The following is a 16,764-nucleotide window of genomic DNA, read 5'->3' on the forward strand; positions in this document are numbered from 1 at the left end:
CAGCAACATGACCAAGAAGCTCGACATCCTGCGCATCGCCGTCGCCCAGCTCAATCCGACTGTTGGCGACATATCCGGCAATCTCGCCAAGGCGCGCGAGGCAAGGGCGGATGCCGCCCGCCAGGGCGCCGATGTCGTGCTTTATACAGAGCTTTTCCTCGCCGGCTATCCGCCGGAGGATCTGGTGCTGAAGCCGGCCTTCCTGAAGGCCTGCGAAAAAGCGGCGCAGGACTTTGCCGCCGATACCGCCGATGGCGGCCCGGGCGTCATCATCGGCACGCCGCTGAAGCGCAAGAGCGGCACGCACAATTCGATCGTCTTCGCCGATGGCGGCAAGATCATCGCCGAGCGCTACAAGCTCGATTTGCCGAACTACGGCGAATTCGACGAAAAGCGTGTCTTCCAGGCCGGACCCGAGATCCAGGGGCCGGTCAATTTCCGCGGCGTGCGGATCGGGATTCCGATCTGCGAGGACATCTGGGGCGATGTCGGCATCTGCGAGACGCTGGCCGAAAGCGGGGCCGAGATCCTGCTGGTGCCGAACGGCTCGCCCTATTATCGCGCCAAGATCGATGTCCGCCACCAGGTCGTCATCCGCCAGGTCATCGAATGCGGGCTGCCGATGATCTATGCCAACCAGCTTGGCGGCCAGGACGAGCTGATCTTCGACGGAGCGTCGTTTGCCATCGGTTCCGACAAGACGCTGGCCTTCCAGATGAGCCAGTTCGAGGAAGCGGTCGACGTCACCACCTGGAAACGCACGGATGGCGGCTGGATCTGCTCGGAAGGGCCGATGTCGAAGATCCCGGACAGGGAGGAGGCCGACTACCGCGCCTGCATGCTTGGCTTGCGCGACTACGTCAACAAGAACGGTTTCAAGAACGTCGTGCTCGGCCTGTCCGGCGGTATCGATTCGGCGATCTGCGCGGCCCTAGCCGTCGATGCGCTCGGCGAGGAACGCCTGCGCGCGGTGATGATGCCCTACCGCTACACCTCGAAGGACTCGCTGAAAGACGCCGAGGATTGTGCCCGCGCACTCGGCTGCCGTTATGACATCGTGCCGATCTTCGAGCCGGTCGAGGGCTTTCTGCACACGCTGACGCAGATGTTCGAAGGCACCAAGGAAGGCATCACCGAGGAGAATTTGCAGAGCCGCGCGCGCGGCACCATCCTGATGGCGATCTCCAACAAGTTCGGATCGATGGTCGTCACCACCGGCAACAAGAGCGAGATGTCGGTCGGCTACGCCACGCTCTACGGCGATATGAACGGCGGCTTCAATCCGATCAAGGACCTCTATAAGATGCAGGTCTATGCGCTGTCGCGCTGGCGCAACTGCCACGTACCGCCGGGCGCACTCGGGCCTTCGGGCGAGGTCATCCCGAAGAACATCATCGACAAGGCGCCGTCGGCGGAATTGCGCGAGAACCAGACCGACCAGGATTCGCTGCCGCCCTATCCGGTGCTGGACGATATCCTCGAATGCCTGGTCGAGAACGAGATGGGCGTCGACGACATTGTCGTACGCGGTCACGACCGGGCGACAGTGACACGCATCGAGCACTTGCTCTACATCGCCGAATACAAGCGCCGGCAGGCTGCACCAGGCGTGAAGATCACCAGGAAGAATTTTGGCCGCGACCGCCGCTATCCCATCACCAACCGTTTCAGAGACCGCGGCTGACGTCGCTCGACAACCCGTTCATCTTCACCGAAACCGCGGCGAATTTCCAAGACCTGGCCATCCAGGCCGCTACATGCGTTTCGATCGCATTCCTGAATGACACACGCGGCGATGGCTTGCCCGATGTTGTTGCAAAATAACCTCAGTGCTTGGACCAGATAGACTTTCGACATGAGCCGATCTTGGCGATGCATCGTGGCGTCGTTATAAGGGCCGTTCCGCGATTCATTTGCGGGAGGTCCGAATGGCAGTATTTCAAATGGTAATGCGAGGCCGCGAAGCCTAGGTCTCATCCGGCGCTCAGCGAGGGTTTTGCCCTCGCGCTGATGCCGGATTGAGCACAGGCTTATGCCGATGCCGGTCGCCGCCCGATTACGGGCGAGACGCCAAATATGCCACTCCGCATTCTGGGCAATCATTAGCCCTTGCGCGGCTTCTTCAATTTTCGACCTTACTGGGATCGGGCTCGATTGCGCCCGAATGACATCATGGCTCGTTTTGGAATCGATTTGCGCGCGAGCGCCTTTCGCAGCGTTCTTGGTTTCACGCTCACCCATTGGCGGCGTCAGCCGTGGCGGCTTTCGCTCATCATGGGCGGCTTTTTGCTGTCGACGCTGGCCGACGTTTTGACGCCGCTCTATTCAGGCCGGCTGGTCGACGCCGTCGCCAGCAGCGCCGGCGCCGATGCCATTGCCTGGAATGCCGCGATGACCGCGTTCTCGATGCTGATGGCGCTGGCGTTGACCGGCGTCGTGCTGCGCAACCTTGCCTTCATGGCGATCGTCGAGCTGACGCTGAAGATGATGGCCGATATCGCCGCTGACGCCTTCCATCGCGTCCAGCGCTTTTCCACCGACTGGCATGCCAACAGCTTTGCCGGCTCGACCGTGCGCAAGGTGACGCGCGGCATGTGGGCGCTCGACCTGCTCAACGACACGATCCTCATCGCGCTGCTGCCGTCCGTCGCCATGCTGGTCGGCTCGACGCTGCTGCTCGGCTGGTTTTGGCCGCTGATGGGCGTGGTCGTTGCCGCCGGCTCGGTGCTGTTCATCGCGGTGACGGCGATGCTGTCGCTCGGCTATGTCGCACCGGCGGCACGGCTCGCCAACACCTGGGACACGCGCCTCGGCGGCTCGCTGGCCGACGCGGTGAGCTGCAACGCCGTGGTCAAGGGATTTGGCGCCGAGGAGCGCGAAGAGCGACGCCTCGCCAGGGTCGTCGCCAAATGGCGTGCGCGCACGCGGCGGACCTGGGTGCGCGGCACCATCAACGGCACCACGCAAGGGGCGCTGTTGCTGGTCATGAGAGCCGCGGTGATCGGCCTGGTGTTGATGCTGTGGTCGTGGGGGCAGGCTAGCGCCGGTGACGTGGCCTTCGTGCTGACGTCGTTCTTCGTGCTGCAGGGATATCTCAGAGATATCGGCACCCATATCCGCAACCTGCAGCGTTCGATCAACGACATGGAGGAGCTGGTCGAGTTCCAGTCCGAACCGCTCGGCATCGAGGACTGGCCCGGCGCCAAGCCGATCCGGATCAAGCAGGGGGCTATCCGCTTCGACAACGTCACCTTTCACTACGGCAACCACCGATCGCCGCTTTATCGCGACTTTTCGGTCGATATCGCGCCAGGCGAACGTGTCGGGCTCGTCGGCCATTCGGGTTCGGGCAAGACGACTTTCGTCAAGCTGATCCAGCGGCTATATGACGTCAATGCGGGAAAAATCCTAGTCGACGGCCAGGACATCGCGCAGGTGGCGCAAGCGTCGCTGCGCGGGCAGATCGCCATCGTCCAGCAGGAACCGATCCTGTTCCACCGGTCGCTGGCCGAGAACATTGCCTATGCCCGGCCGACAGCGACGCAGGATGAGATCGAGCACGCGGCGCGGCTGGCGAGCGCGCACGACTTCATCGCCAACCTGCCGAAGGGCTACGGCACGCTGGTCGGCGAACGCGGTGTGAAACTGTCGGGCGGCGAGCGTCAGCGCGTGGCGATTGCGCGCGCTTTCCTTGCCGATGCGCGCATCCTGATCCTGGACGAGGCGACATCGAGCCTCGATTCGGAATCGGAGGTCCTGATCCAGCAGGCGATGGAACGGCTGATGGTCGGGCGCACGACGCTGGTCATCGCGCACCGGCTTTCGACGGTGCGGGCGCTGGACAGGCTGCTGGTCTTCGATCGCGGCAAGATCGTCGAGGAAGGCTCGCATGACGGGTTGATCCGGCTGAAGGGCGGCATCTACCGCCGGCTGTTCGAGCGTCAGGCGCTCGAACTGACCAAGGGACTGGTCATCTGATCTGAAGTGGCCTCCGGCTTTGGCCGGAGGCCACCTGTCGGGCTCCATCGCGGTTCCAATAGAGCGGGCTTTCGTCAGTCGGTTGGAGTGACGCGAAGCATATCCAGGGCGTTCCAGATCCTGAGTTTTGAGACGTCTTGTTTACGTTGTTTCTACTACTGGTTGGTATAAGCCTGCTCTAGGCAACCCAGGGACGGTCTATGCATATCCTGGAATCCGACTAACCTGCCCAAGATTTCGCTCTGCGGCAGATAGGCTTCACGATGCATCTTGTTTCCGCAAATACGGGTTCGGAAAAAGTGGCTGCACCGTCGGTGCTGGAAACTCAGCACGGCTCGGTTCGGCCGCTCGCTGCCGAAGATCTCGAGAGCGTCGCCGCACTCTTCCTGGCGAAGTTTCGCCAGCGGCGACGCCACCTCCTCGATCGCGCGATCGCGGAGACGGCCGAATATATGAGAACGATTTATCTTGGGCCTGCCGGCCAGCCCGGTGAGAGCAACGCTCTGGTCCAGATCAACCCGCAAGGACGTCTGGGTGGGTTCCTCGGCGTCCTGAAAGCCCGCTACGAGCTCAACGGAACGGCATTGAATGCGGCGATCATCGGCCCGCTCATGGCCGACCCCGGCACCGATCACGGCTCGGCCGGACCGCAATTGCTGCGTGCCTTGAATCAAGGCGAATTCGATCTGCAGCTGACCGATTCGGCCAACCGGACATCTTTGCCCTTCGCGCGCCCGATGAAGTATCAGCTGCTGCCGGTGCATTGTCTGGGATGGACCTGTGTTTTCCGGCCGGCCGCTATGGCCGCCGCCGCACTGCACCGTAAATGGCCTGGCCTGCCTCGCTTGGCGACCGATCCCTGCGCGAGAGCATTCGATGTTCTCGCTAAAGGAAGGTTCGAGCACCCCGTCCCGCTTTCGTCGTCGCATCGTGTCCACCGTGAGCCGATCGATGCCGCGCAATTTGCCGAGCGGCCGCCGACCCTCCTGTCCGATTACTCGCTTCGGCCGAGTTGGAGGGATGGCGAGCTGACACGGCTGCTCGCGCTGGCGGCCGAGAAGCGGGCCGACGGGCCACTTCATTTCGGCGGGACTTACGACGAAACGGGCAAGATGCTCGGTTGCTACGCCTTCTACGGTCAAGCCGGCGGCATCGCGAACCTGTTGCAAATCCAGGCTTCGGGATTCCACTGGGGCGCGACGCTGGATGGCCTTATCGCGGCCGCGTGGGATATGGGCTGCGCGGGCATCACCGGGCAGACACAGAGCAGATTCATGCCCCAACTCTTCGGCTACAAGAATGTCTTCTTCCGCTATGCCGGCGGGACAATGGTTCGCTCGCGAATCGCTGGTGTCACGGAAGCGGTCCGCTCCGGCGACATCTTTATCGGTGGGTTGATGGGCGACCGCTGGACCCGCCTCAGTTCCGATGACTTCGGCCGCTGATCACGTTCGACCTGTTCGTCGGCGCCAGCACCCAAGTCTCGGCCCGCTATGAGTTGACCCGGGCGGCAGGACCGAGCGGCATCATTGATCTCGACCCGCGTCGACTCCATCTGCGGGCGCTCGGTCATGGCGCACCCCGCCTGAGGCGCACGCCGCCCCGGTCTTTTCATTGCGCGTGTCCTGTTCTATGTCTGCCGCACCGCGCGGGGGCGCGTCTTGTCAATCACAAAAGCATCCGGTACGCCCCGCTCATGACAGTTACTGTTCGTTTCGCCCCGTCGCCAACCGGCCGCATTCATATCGGCAATGCGCGCACCGCCCTGTTCAACTGGCTGTTTGCCATGAACAACAGGGGCCGCTTTATCCAGCGTTTCGACGACACCGACATTGCCCGCTCGAAGCAGGAATTCTCCGACGCCATCCTCTACGATTTGCATTGGCTCGGCATTTTCCCGGATGCCACCGAATACCAATCGCGGCGTTTCGAGGTCTATGACGCGGCGGTCGAAAGGCTGAAGGCGGCCGGCGTTCTCTACGCCTGCTACGAGACGCCGGAGGAGCTCGACCTCAGGCGCAAGGTGCGCCGCACGCGCGGCCTGCCGCCAGTCTATGGCCGCGAGGCGCTGGCGCTTTCGCCGGAGCAGATCGCCGAATACCAGGCCGATGGGCGCCGCCCGCACTGGCGCTTCCTTTTGCCCAATTTCTCAGGCGATCCACTGCAACCCGAACGTACCGAAATTCACTGGAACGATCTGGTGCGCGGCGAGGAAACCGTCGACCTTGCCTCACTTTCCGACCCGGTTCTGGTGCGCGAGGACGGCACCTATCTCTATACGCTGCCTTCGGTGGTCGACGACATCGAGATGGGCGTCAGCCATGTCATCCGCGGCGACGACCACGTCACCAACACCGGCGTGCAGATCGCCCTGTTCCAGGCGCTGGCTGCCGAGCCGCCGGTGTTTGGCCACCACAACCTTTTGACCACGGCATCGGGCGAGGGGTTGTCGAAACGCACCGGCGCGCTCTCCATCGAAAGCCTGCGCGAGGACGGCATCGAGCCGATGGCCGTCGCTTCGCTCGCGGTGCTGGTCGGCACCTCGGAGAATGTCGCGGCTGTGCCAACGATGGCCGAACTCGCCGAACGCTTCGATCCGGCGGCGACATCGAAATCCGCGGCCAAGTTCGATCCTGACGAGCTCTTCGTGCTCAACCGGGCGCTGTTGCACCATATGCCGTTCTCCGAGGCACAAGACCGGCTGATCGTGCTCGGCGTCTCGGGTGACCAGGCCGAGCCGTTCTGGCTTGCGGTGCGCGGCAATCTCGACAGGCTGGCCGATGCGACAAGCTGGTGGCGCACCTTGCGCGAGGGCCCGCAGGAGAGGCCGGAATTTTCCGATGACGACCGCGATTTCCTGGGTCAAGCGTTCGACCTGCTGCCGGAGGAACCCTGGAACGGGACAGTCTGGAAAGAGTGGACGGGCAAGATCAGGGAAGCAACCGGCCGCAAGGGCAAGGCGCTGTTCATGCCGCTCAGGCTCGCGCTTACCGGACTGCCTTCGGGGCCGGAGCTTGCAGATCTATTGCCGCTGATGGGTCGGGAAGGAACGTTGGCCCGACGACCCTGACCTTGCGCTGGTCCGGTGGCAAGGCGGACACCGGCGACGTCACCGGCTTGGCGGAAAGCCGCTTGATCGCCTCGCGGTCGAGTCCGCCCTCCACATTGGCCAGGGTCTCCGGATCGGTACCCGGATCGGGCTTGGTAGCCGGAACCGGAATGGACGGTGTCGCGTCCGTTTCGGGCTGGGACTGCTCAGGATTCGGCGGGTTGCCGGCGATGACCTGGAAATTCTGCGCGGCGTTGCAGCCGCAAGCCGGCGGCCGCGGCATGTTGGACTGCTTGTAGAGATAGGCGGTCGGCAATTCGCTGTAGGGCCGGCCGGTGACCGATGACGTCATCTCAGCCGAATCGTCATCGATGCCGCGCGAATAGAAAACCTGCATCTCGGTGCCAGGGCAGCTTGATTCGCAATTCTTCTGGTCGCGCTCGAAATCGCTCGTCGAAGCCGAATTCGACATCGGGAAGAAATAGCCGTCGCAGGTGCGCACGCATGTGGTGTGGAACTCGCCGCCGCCGACGCTCGAAAAATCCGGTACGCCGGGCCGGTTGAGCACCCTGCTGCTGACATCGCGCTCCTCGCCCGGATCGTCAGGCTCATCGAGCGCATCGAGCTGCTGGCTGTTGCCGCCGAAAAGCTGTTCGAACAGGTTTGCGTTGCCGTCTTCGCGGTTCGCCTCCTGCAGCGGAGCGTGCCGCGGTGCAAAGGTGTCGTCGCGGCAGCCCTTGGCCTCGAGCGCCGCCAGGATGCGGCCACGGTCGCGGCGCGAGCCGCCGCTAGCGAGCTTGGCGCGCTTGGCCTGCAGGCTATCGAGATTGGCATTCATGCGATCGATGGTGGCGTTGAGCCCGGCGCATTCTCTGACATTGCGGCTGAACAGCGAAAAGCCGCAACCGGCACTGCTGGATTGGCTGCGGGCCCTGGAGATCTGATCGCGCTGCCTTTCGATTGCCGCGTCGTATTTGCGGATCAACGCCGGGCCACCACCGCCGCCGCGTGACGCTGCGGCAAGATCGGCTTCCAACTGGCGGCAGACGCGCGAGGCGGCCTGCGGCTCGGTGACCGCGATGGCTGAAAGCACGAGCGCGCCAAGCAGCGCAGCAACATGCGTCAGCTTCCACCTTTCGCCCGTCATAGTCCGAAAACCCCGCCTGCTTGCCTGCGCGATGCTACCGGATTCGCGGTTAATCGTTTCCTCAATCTACAACCAAAGATGGTCTTAGCCCAGAGACGCGCCGTCGCGGATGTTCGGGTTCAGTCTCTGCCGTGAGATTCCGACGCTGCATGAAAAAGGCGTATTCGCCCAGAAAAAATGCCCGAATCCAGCGCGACCCGGAGGCTTGGCATGACCGCGATTACCCGTCGAACCGCGCTACAACTCGCTCTCTTGTGCCTGGCGCCGCCCGCTGCCATGGCGCAGGAGAAGCCCGATGCGCCGGACTGGCGCGGTCGATTGGTCGACGCCGCGCGTGAGCAGATCGGTGTTACCACCCTCTACGACCCAACCTATATGTGCTTGACCTATCCGGGTGGCGATGTCGCGCCGGAGCGGGGTGTGTGTACCGATGTCGTGGTCCGCGCCTATCGCCGCGCCTTCGGGCTCGACCTGCAAAGGCTGGTGCATGAGGATATGTTGGCTGATTTCGCGGTCTATCCGAAGATTTGGGGCCTGAAAGCGCCCGACCGCAACATTGACCATCGACGGGTGCAGAACCTTGCCGTCTTTTTTGGACGGCGTGGTGTTTCCATGCCGGTCAGCCAGGATCCCGTCGACTTTCAACCGGGCGACCTCGTTACTCAAATGCTGCCCGGCAACCTGCCGCATATCGCCATCGTCTCATCAAATGGTTCAACGGAAGTGCCGGAAAGGGCGCTGGTCATCCACAATATCGGCCAGGGCGCCCACGAGGACGACACGTTGTTCGCCTTTAAGCAGACCGGGCATTTCCGCTTCGCGCCTGCCTGATCAGCCCAGATTGACGACCGCCTGTGCCTTGTGAGCGGCTTCGACCACGGCAAGCGCTGTCATGTTGACGACGCCGCGCGAGGTAACCGACGGCGTCAATATATGCGCCGGCATGTCGGTGCCGAGCAGGATCGGCCCGACATGCAGCGCGTCCATCATGGTCCTGAGCGCGGACAGCGTGATGTTGGCCGAATCGAGGTTGGGGAACACTAGCAGATTGGCTTCGCCCTTCAGCCTGGAATGAGGATAAACGCGCTGGCGCAGATGCTCGGACAAAGCCGTGTCCGCATGCATCTCGCCGTCGCACTCCAGTTCGGGCGCGATGCGCGCCAGGATCGCCGCCGCTTGCCGCATCTTGAGCGCGCTCGGCGAATCGCGCGAGCCGAAATCCGAATGTGACAGCAGCGCTGCCTTCGGCTCGATGCCGAAGCGCTGGATCTCTTCCGCCGCCAGCACCGTCATCTCGGCGATTTCCTCGGCGGTTGGGTCGACCGAGACATGCGTGTCGGTCAGGAAGATGATGCCGCGCTGCGAGATCAGCATCGAAAGCGTCGAAAGGTCGTGGTCCTTGATGCCGAGGCGGGGGCCAATGATCAGGGTGACGTTGCGCAGGTGCCGCTCGAAGCGTCCTTCGAGGCCGCAGACCATGGCATCGGCATCGCCACGCTTCAGCGCCAGTGCGGCGATCACCGTGTTGTCGGTACGCACCATGGTGCGGGCGGCTTCCGTCGTCACACCGCGCCGGCCGGCGAGTTCGATCAAGAGGTCGACGTAGTTGCGATAGCGCGGATCGTCCTCCGGATTGATCAGGCCGAAGTCGACACCGGGCTTGATACGCAGGCCATAGCGTTTCAGGCGCACTTCGATGACGTGCGGGCGGCCGATCAGGATCGGTTCGGCGATGCCTTCCTCGAGCACCACCTGGGCGGCGCGCAGCACGCGCTCGTCCTCGCCATCGGCATAGATGACGCGCTTGGCGGTCGATGCCTTGGCGGACGAGAACACCGGCTTCATCACCAGTCCAGAGCGGAAGACGAAGCGGTTGAGTTTGTCGATATAGGCTGCGAAATCGGTGATCGGCCTTGTCGCGACGCCAGTGTCGCAGGCTGCCTTGGCGACGGCCGGGGCTATGCGCAGGATCAGGCGCGGATCGAAGGGCGAGGGGATCAGGAAGTCTGGCCCGAAGATTGGCGTCTCACCGGAATAGGCGCGGGCCGCGACATCGGACGGTTCCTCGCGGGCTAGCGCCGCAATCGCCCGCACCGCCGCCATCTTCATCTCCTCGTTGATGGCGCTGGCGCCGCAGTCGAGCGCACCGCGAAAAATGTAAGGAAAACACAGGACGTTGTTGACCTGATTGGGAAAATCCGACCTGCCGGTGCAGATCATCGCATCGGGACGGGCGGCGCGCGCCGCTTCCGGCATGATCTCCGGATTGGGGTTGGCCAGCGCCAGGATCAGCGGTTTCGGCGCCATGTGCTGCAGCAGTTCCGGCTTCAGCACACCTGCCGCCGACAGACCGAGGAAGACGTCGGCGCCGGGGATCACGTCAGCCAGCGTGCGCGCGTCGGTGTCCTTCACATAGGGGTCTTTCCAGCGGTCCATCTCGTCGACGCGGCCCTTGTAGGCGACGCCGAAACGGTCAGTGACCCAGATGTTTTCCACCCGCGCGCCAAGCGAGACCAGCAGATTGAGGCAGGCAAGGGCGGCCGCGCCGGCACCCGACGTGACGATCTTGATATCCGAAATGGTCTTGCCGGCGAATTCCAGCCCGTTGAGCACGGCGGCGGCGACGATGATGGCTGTGCCGTGCTGGTCGTCATGGAAGACCGGAATGCCCATGCGGGCCTTCAGCTGCTCTTCCACTTCGAAGCATTCCGGCGCCTTGATGTCCTCGAGGTTGATGCCGCCGAAGGTCGGTTCCAGCGCCGAGATTGTCTCGACCATGCGCTCAATGCCCGGCGCGTCGATCTCGATGTCGAAGACGTCGATGCCGGCGAACTTCTTGAACAGGACAGCCTTGCCTTCCATCACCGGCTTGGAGGCGAGCGGGCCGATATTGCCGAGGCCGAGCACGGCCGATCCGTTGGAGACGACGCCGACCAGATTGGCCCGCGCCGTATAGTCGGCGGCGGTCGCCGGATCGTCGCGGATTTCCAGGCAAGGGGCGGCGACGCCTGGCGAATAGGCGAGCGCAAGGTCGCGCTGGTTGCCGAGCGGCTTGGTCGCCTGGATTTCGAGCTTTCCCGGCCTTGGGTGCTTGTGGAAGTAGAGGGCGGCTTCGTCGAGGTCCGAACGTGCCGTCTTCTTGGTCTCGCCTTCCATGCGGCCGCTCCCTCGAAATCTGCCTGGAGAGTCCTTTTAGCATGCGGCCAAGGTTTGTCGCGACGCTAAATGACGCGCCGGCAGCTTTACCCGGCGGCGCGTCTAAAACACCATTATATCAGATGTTTATGCCGATTTCATCGCATATGAGTCTTGCTGCGTGCAGGGCGCGTCGATCAAAAGGCGCTGACATAGAGGCCGCCGTCGACCGGTATGTTCTGACCGGTCAGATAACCGGCATGGACCGAGCACAGGAAGGCGCAGATCTGGCCGAATTCCTCCGGCGTGCCGAGCCGCTTGGCCGGAACATCGGCGCTGATGCGGGTCTTGCGCGCGGCGGCCGCCGCTGGATCCTCTGGTGTGCCGGCGTCATGCGGGCCACGCAGCCGGTCGGTGTCGAGTTTGCCCGGCAGCATGTTGTTGATGGTCACGTTGCGGTCGATCACCGTTCGCGCCACGCCGGCAAGGAACGAGGTCAGGCCGGCGCGCGCGCCCGACGACAGGTCGAGGCCGGGGATGGGGACGTAGACCGACAGCGAGGTGATGTTAACGATGCGGCCAAAGCCGCGCGCTGCCATGCCGTCGATGACGGCCTGCACTAGCTCGACCGGCGTCACCATGTTCTGGGTGACGCCTTCAAGGATCTTCGCGCGATCAAGCGCGCGAAAATCGCGAAGCGGCGGGCCGCCATTGTTGTTGACGAGGATATCGGGTTCGGGGCACGCGGCGAGCAATGCCTTCTGCACCTCCCGCTTCGAGACGTCGCCGACGACTTCGGTCACCGTCACGCCATAGCGCTCGCGCAGCTCGGCTGCGGTCTTGGCCACCAGCTCCGCATTGCGGCCGTTGACGACGATGTCGCAGCCGGCTTCTGCCAGCGCCATGGCGCAGCCACGCCCAAGCCCCTTGCTGGAAGCGCAGACAATGGCTTTCTTTCCGCGAATGCCGAGATCCATGATGATTTTCTCCTTGTGAGCCGGCGGCAAGCTAGTCCTTCGGCTGGACCAATCGCAACCGTCATACGGTTGTTGCATGAATCGGGGCATAGCCTGCGCGAAAGCAAGGGTGAAATCGCGATGTCAGGCCAAGAGCCCCGCACTTTCCGCAGCATGTTCATTTCCGACGTTCATCTCGGCTCGAAGGCGGCCAAGGCCGAATTCCTGATCGATTTCCTTAGATATCACGACGCCGACATCATCTATCTGGTCGGCGATATCGTCGATGGCTGGCGGCTGCGACGGAGCTGGCACTGGCCGCAAAGCCACAATGACGTCGTGCAGAAATTGCTGCGCAAGGCGCGCAAGGGCGCCAACATCACCTACATCGCCGGCAATCACGACGAGTTCGCGCGCCAGTTCCAGGGCGTGCATTTCGGCGGCATCGTCGTCGCCGAACGCGCCATCCACGAGACCGCCGACGGCAAGCGGCTGCTCGTCATCCACGGCGACCAGTTCGACACCGTCGTCCACAATGCGCGCTGGCTCGCCTATCTCGGCGACCACGCCTATGACGCGGCCATGCTGGTCAACCGCGTGGTGACGCGGCTGCGTCAACTGCTCGGCCTGCCGTACTGGTCGTTCTCGTCCTGGGCCAAGGTCAACGTCAAGAAGGCGGTGAATTTCATCGGCTCGTTCCAGACCATGCTTGCGGAAGAGGCGCGCCGCTCGCATGTCGACGGCATCATCTGCGGCCATATCCATCACGCTGCCATCGAGAATTTTGGCGACGTCCAATACATCAACACCGGCGACTGGGTGGAAAGCTGCACGGCGGTGGTCGAGCATTTCGACGGCCGGATGGAAATCCTGACCTGGGCGCAGGTGCTGCCCGAGGCACCGGACGAACCGTTTATCCCGTTGCTCCTCGAAGACCGGGTCGGGCAGGCGGCCCTGACGCGGATCAATCGATTAGGCCAACCGGTTTCGCCCGGTTTTCGCCCATGTTAAGGGATCGATACACGTTGCCATCCAGTCGAGTGCAGCGTTATTGGATCGATTCATGTCGCTGCCGCCGCTTTCGCCCGAACAACTCGTCAAGCCGCGCCATTTCGAACTGCGCATGAGCCTGATCTTCGCGACGCTGTTCGTGCCGCTCGGAACGCATGTGCCCTATTTCCCGCTGTGGCTGGAGGCCAAGGGTTTCCATCCCGAGCAGATCGCCGTCATTCTGGCGGCGCCGATGTTCCTGCGCGTGGTGACGACGCCGTTGCTGACCGCACTTGCCGACAGGGCCAGGGACCGCGCCGATATCTATGTCGCGCTGGTGGCGGCGTCACTGCTGCTGTCGGCCGGTTATTTCCTGACCCCGAGCTACGCCATGGTGCTGGCGGTGTCGCTGGCGCTGACCATCGTCTGGACGCCGCATTCGCCGATCGCAGACTCGCTGGCACTTTCGGGTGTGCGGCGGTTTGGCTCGAACTATACGAGCATGCGAAAATGGGGCTCGATCTCCTACCTGTTCGCCAATGTCGCCGGTGGCTTCATCCTGTCGGCAACCGGCTCCGGGGCCGTTCCGGTGATCATCTTCGTTTCACTTGCCGCGGCCCTTGCTGCCGGCTTGCTGGCGCCGCGTCTCGGCCGTCCGCGACGCGCCTCGCCGCTGTCGGCGACCGACATCCAGCACGTGGCGCCAAAGCTTCTCAACCCATATTTCCTGTATTTTTCGATCGGTGTCGGCGTCATCACCGCCAGCCACGCATTCCTTTACGGCTTCGTCTCCATCTACTGGAAATCGATCGGCCTCAGCGATTCGGTTGTCGGCCTTTTGTGGGCATGGGGCGTGGTCGCGGAAGTTTGCATGTTCATGATGTTCACCCGCTATTTCAGCTCGTTCTCCGTTGTCTCGATCATGGTGATGGCGGGTATCGGGGCGATCGTGCGCTGGATCGCCTTTCCGCTTGTGTGGCCGCTCGGCCTCGGCGTTGCCGGATTTTTCGGCGTCCAGACGCTGCATTCGGTCTCAGTGGCGCTGGTGCTGATCGGCCTGCAGAAGATGATCGGCGAAACGGTTTCCGAAGAGCGGACAGGTGCTGCGCAAGGCATCGCCTATTTCTCCAACGGCTTCTTCATGGCGGTGGTGACGCTGGCGTCCGGCCCGCTTTACCACCGCTTCGGCGTCGACGGCTTTTTTGCCATGATCCCGATCGCCTTGATCGGACTGGTGCTGATCGGACTTGCGGCGCGCTCAGCCCCACAGCGCCGTATCAGGCGGTGACACCAGCGATCCCTGGTAGACAAGGCCGGGCACACGGTCGCGGGCAAGCAGGAGCGGACCGTCGAGGTCGACGAAATCGGCATCCTGGGCGAGCAATACCGCCGGCGCCATCGCCAGCGACGTGCCGACCATGCAGCCGACCATCACGCCGAAACCGAGTTCGCGGGCGCGATCGCGCAGCACCAACGCCGCTGTCAGCCCGCCCGATTTATCGAGCTTGATGTTGACGGCATCGTAGAGGCCGACCAGCGCTTCGAGGTTCTCAGCTTCATGCACGCTTTCATCGGCGCAGATCGGCACGGGGTGCGCGATATGGCGCAGGATCTCGTCTTTGCCGGCCGGCAGCGGCTGTTCAATCAGCGCGATGCCCTGCCCGGCGGCGAAGGCAAGGTTCGCGGCGATGTTGTCGTCGGTCCAGCCCTCGTTGGCGTCGAGGATGATGCGGCTGTCGGGTGCGGCTTGCCTGACGGCGCGGATGCGGGCGACGTCGTTGTCGCCGCCGATCTTCACTTTGAGCAGCGGCCGCGCCGCATTGGCACGCGCCTGCGCCGCCATCGCCTCCGGTTCACCCAACGACAGCGTGTAGGCCGTTTCAAGTGACCTTAACGATACAGCGCCAATGGCAGCAGCCACTGGCATTCCGCCGATCTTTGCTTCCAGATCCCACAAAGCGCAGTCGATAGCGTTGCGGGCAGCTCCGGCCGGCATGGCGTCGAGCAGGGCGCTCCGGCTGATGCCGGCGGCGATCCGCTCTCGCATGGATTCGATCGCCTCATGGACACCATCCATGGTCTCGCCATAGCGCCTGTAGGGAACGCATTCGCCACGGCCAGCGTGGCCGTCTTCGCTGATCGTGCAAGTGATGACCTCGGCTTCGGTCTTGGAACCGCGTGAAATGGTGAAGGTTCCGGCGATCGGGAAACGTTCTGCCTCAACCGAAATGACACGCGCCATATTTTTCTGCTCCGGCTATGCAACAACGGGCGAGTCGGCAAATCGACAGCTTTGTTCCGTCAGGCTAAACAGGACGCCATGTTGACCATCGGCAAGCGCGACGCAAGCGGCACGACCGCGGGGGAGGCTGACCACGAACCGCGCGTGGCGATCGGCGAGGAGGACGGCGTTCTCGGCTGCGTCTTCTCGGGAATCTGGACGACACGGACCGTCGCGCTGATCGACGCCGACATGCGCAAGATCGAGAAGCGAAGTGGTTTCAAGACCTTGGCGCTCGATCTTTCCAACATCGAGAAGATGGATACCGCCGGCGCCTGGCTGATCGACCGGCTGGTCAGTACCTTCGAGAAGAAGGGCGTCAAGATCAGCATGCAAGGCCAGAGCGAGATTGCCAACATCCTGCTCGATGCGGTGGGCGAGGCCGTCCGGCGCGAACCCGAATCCGGTCCGGCGCGGCCACCCAACATCATCATTCGCGCGCTGGAGGCGGTCGGCCGGCGCGTCTACGAGATGCGCGACGACTTCCTCGCCTCGATGAACATCCTCGGCGCCACCATCCGCGGCGCGCAGATGAAGCTCGGCCGTGGCCATGCCGTCAACCCGGCGGCGATCTTCAACCAGATCGACCGCATGGGCGTCGGCGCCATTCCGGTGGTGGTGCTGATGTCGGCGATCGTCGGCGCCATCGTTGCCCAGCAGGGTGCCTATCAGCTCAGCTATTTCGGCGCCGATATCTTCGTCGTCGACCTGGTCGGCGTGCTGATCCTTCGCGAGCTCGGCGTGCTGATGACGGCGATCATGATCGCCGGCCGCTCCGGCAGCGCGATCACTGCCGAGATCGGCTCGATGAAGATGCGCGAGGAAGTCGACGCGCTGAAGGTCATCGGCCTCAACCCGATCGGCGTGCTGGTCTTTCCCCGCCTCGTGGCGCTGGTCATCGCCTTGCCGTGCCTCACCATCATTGCCAATTTCGCGGCACTCGGTGGCGGCATCGTCGCGGCATGGCTGTACTCCGATATCGCGCCTGCTGCCTTCATCGACCGGCTGCGCGTCGCCATCGATCTCAGCACCATTTTCGCCGGCTTGATCAAGGCGCCGTTCATGGCCATGATCATCGGCACGATTGCCTCGGTCGAAGGCATGAAGGTCGGCGGCAGCGCCGAATCGCTCGGCCAGCACGTGACCGCCTCGGTGGTTAAGTCGATCTTCGTCGTCATCATCCTCGACGGGCTTTTCGCCATCTTCTACGCAGCGATCGAGTTCTGAG

General features: G+C 63.2%; 13 protein-coding genes. 8 read left to right on the forward strand and 5 right to left on the reverse strand.

What is annotated here, in order from left to right:
- Nucleotides 1-7: 7 nt before the first annotated feature.
- Nucleotides 8-1,684, forward strand: a complete 1,677-nt coding sequence (locus AC07FD_RS02140; RefSeq protein ID WP_478348447.1) for an NAD+ synthase — start codon at nt 8-10, stop codon at nt 1,682-1,684.
- On the opposite strand, the gene AC07FD_RS02145 is transcribed toward AC07FD_RS02140, so the two are convergent.
- Nucleotides 1,648-2,241 carry a hypothetical protein gene (locus AC07FD_RS02145; RefSeq protein WP_478348499.1) on the reverse strand — a complete coding sequence of 198 codons (594 nt, stop codon included), beginning with the start codon at nt 2,239-2,241 and terminating at the stop codon, nt 1,648-1,650. The two genes, AC07FD_RS02140 and AC07FD_RS02145, sit on opposite strands and share 37 nt — an antisense overlap.
- On the opposite strand from AC07FD_RS02145, the gene AC07FD_RS02150 reads away from it, so the two are divergent.
- The 3 genes from AC07FD_RS02150 to gltX all read left to right on the forward strand — a co-directional run bounded on the left by AC07FD_RS02150 (nt 2,173) and on the right by gltX (nt 7,048).
- On the forward strand, nt 2,173-3,978 hold the full coding sequence (locus AC07FD_RS02150; RefSeq protein WP_478348448.1) for an ABC transporter ATP-binding protein: 1,806 nt from the start codon (nt 2,173-2,175) through the stop codon (nt 3,976-3,978). The genes AC07FD_RS02145 and AC07FD_RS02150 overlap by 69 nt on opposite strands.
- Nucleotides 3,979-4,241: 263 nt before the next feature.
- Nucleotides 4,242-5,423, forward strand: coding sequence for a hypothetical protein (locus tag AC07FD_RS02155; protein WP_478348449.1), 1,182 nt, complete (start codon nt 4,242-4,244; stop codon nt 5,421-5,423).
- A gap of 251 nt (nt 5,424-5,674) precedes the next feature.
- Nucleotides 5,675-7,048 (forward strand): glutamate--tRNA ligase, encoded by a 1,374-nt coding sequence (gene gltX / locus AC07FD_RS02160; RefSeq protein WP_478348450.1) that lies wholly within the window; start codon nt 5,675-5,677, stop codon nt 7,046-7,048.
- On the opposite strand, the gene AC07FD_RS02165 is transcribed toward gltX, so the two are convergent.
- Entirely contained in the window at nt 6,966-8,174 is a 1,209-nt protein-coding gene (locus tag AC07FD_RS02165) for a DUF2865 domain-containing protein (RefSeq protein WP_478348451.1), read from the reverse strand. The two genes, gltX and AC07FD_RS02165, sit on opposite strands and share 83 nt — an antisense overlap.
- Nucleotides 8,175-8,450: 276 nt before the next feature.
- Here AC07FD_RS02165 and AC07FD_RS02170 point away from each other — a divergent pair, with 276 nt between their 5' ends.
- The gene (locus AC07FD_RS02170; RefSeq protein WP_478348452.1) at nt 8,451-9,005 is read left to right on the forward strand and encodes a DUF1287 domain-containing protein; all 555 of its coding nucleotides are present in this window, start codon (nt 8,451-8,453) and stop codon (nt 9,003-9,005) included.
- Here the strand turns inward: AC07FD_RS02170 and AC07FD_RS02175 are convergent, their stop codons facing one another.
- Together AC07FD_RS02175 and AC07FD_RS02180 are read right to left on the reverse strand one after the other, a co-directional pair.
- Nucleotides 9,006-11,330, reverse strand: coding sequence for an NADP-dependent malic enzyme (locus AC07FD_RS02175; protein WP_095085105.1), 2,325 nt, complete (start codon nt 11,328-11,330; stop codon nt 9,006-9,008).
- A 176-nt stretch (nt 11,331-11,506) separates the two neighbouring features.
- On the reverse strand, nt 11,507-12,286 hold the full coding sequence (locus tag AC07FD_RS02180) for an SDR family oxidoreductase (RefSeq protein ID WP_478348453.1): 780 nt from the start codon (nt 12,284-12,286) through the stop codon (nt 11,507-11,509).
- 153 nt (nt 12,287-12,439) lie between these two features.
- Here AC07FD_RS02180 and AC07FD_RS02185 point away from each other — a divergent pair, with 153 nt between their 5' ends.
- On the forward strand, nt 12,440-13,276 hold the full coding sequence (locus AC07FD_RS02185) for a UDP-2,3-diacylglucosamine diphosphatase (protein WP_478348495.1): 837 nt from the start codon (nt 12,440-12,442) through the stop codon (nt 13,274-13,276).
- A gap of 52 nt (nt 13,277-13,328) precedes the next feature.
- Nucleotides 13,329-14,543 (forward strand): MFS transporter, encoded by a 1,215-nt coding sequence (locus tag AC07FD_RS02190; RefSeq protein WP_478348454.1) that lies wholly within the window; start codon nt 13,329-13,331, stop codon nt 14,541-14,543.
- Here the strand turns inward: AC07FD_RS02190 and dgcA are convergent.
- Nucleotides 14,514-15,497, reverse strand: coding sequence for an N-acetyl-D-Glu racemase DgcA (dgcA, locus tag AC07FD_RS02195; RefSeq protein ID WP_478348455.1), 984 nt, complete (start codon nt 15,495-15,497; stop codon nt 14,514-14,516). The two genes, AC07FD_RS02190 and dgcA, sit on opposite strands and share 30 nt — an antisense overlap.
- Before the next feature lie 78 nt (nt 15,498-15,575).
- Between dgcA and AC07FD_RS02200 the strand changes: the two genes are divergently transcribed.
- Nucleotides 15,576-16,763 (forward strand): MlaE family ABC transporter permease, encoded by a 1,188-nt coding sequence (locus AC07FD_RS02200; RefSeq protein ID WP_478348456.1) that lies wholly within the window; start codon nt 15,576-15,578, stop codon nt 16,761-16,763.
- The last annotated feature ends 1 nt before the right edge of the window (nt 16,764 follow it).

Source organism: Mesorhizobium waitakense (assembly GCF_056431085.1).

Excerpts from the sequence above, each read along its gene's own strand:
- AC07FD_RS02140 (WP_478348447.1), top strand. The coding sequence starts at position 8 with ATGACCAAGAAGCTCGACATCCTGCGCATCGCCGTCGCCCAGCTCAAT.
- AC07FD_RS02150 (WP_478348448.1), top strand. The coding sequence starts at position 2,173 with ATGGCTCGTTTTGGAATCGATTTGCGCGCGAGCGCCTTTCGCAGCGTT.
- AC07FD_RS02145 (WP_478348499.1), bottom strand. The coding sequence starts at position 2,241 with ATGGGTGAGCGTGAAACCAAGAACGCTGCGAAAGGCGCTCGCGCGCAA.
- AC07FD_RS02155 (WP_478348449.1), top strand. The coding sequence starts at position 4,242 with ATGCATCTTGTTTCCGCAAATACGGGTTCGGAAAAAGTGGCTGCACCG.
- gltX (WP_478348450.1), top strand. The coding sequence starts at position 5,675 with ATGACAGTTACTGTTCGTTTCGCCCCGTCGCCAACCGGCCGCATTCAT.
- AC07FD_RS02165 (WP_478348451.1), bottom strand. The coding sequence starts at position 8,174 with ATGACGGGCGAAAGGTGGAAGCTGACGCATGTTGCTGCGCTGCTTGGC.
- AC07FD_RS02170 (WP_478348452.1), top strand. The coding sequence starts at position 8,451 with ATGGCGCAGGAGAAGCCCGATGCGCCGGACTGGCGCGGTCGATTGGTC.
- AC07FD_RS02175 (WP_095085105.1), bottom strand. The coding sequence starts at position 11,330 with ATGGAAGGCGAGACCAAGAAGACGGCACGTTCGGACCTCGACGAAGCC.
- AC07FD_RS02180 (WP_478348453.1), bottom strand. The coding sequence starts at position 12,286 with ATGGATCTCGGCATTCGCGGAAAGAAAGCCATTGTCTGCGCTTCCAGC.
- AC07FD_RS02185 (WP_478348495.1), top strand. The coding sequence starts at position 12,440 with ATGTTCATTTCCGACGTTCATCTCGGCTCGAAGGCGGCCAAGGCCGAA.
- AC07FD_RS02190 (WP_478348454.1), top strand. The coding sequence starts at position 13,329 with ATGTCGCTGCCGCCGCTTTCGCCCGAACAACTCGTCAAGCCGCGCCAT.
- dgcA (WP_478348455.1), bottom strand. The coding sequence starts at position 15,497 with ATGGCGCGTGTCATTTCGGTTGAGGCAGAACGTTTCCCGATCGCCGGA.
- AC07FD_RS02200 (WP_478348456.1), top strand. The coding sequence starts at position 15,576 with ATGTTGACCATCGGCAAGCGCGACGCAAGCGGCACGACCGCGGGGGAG.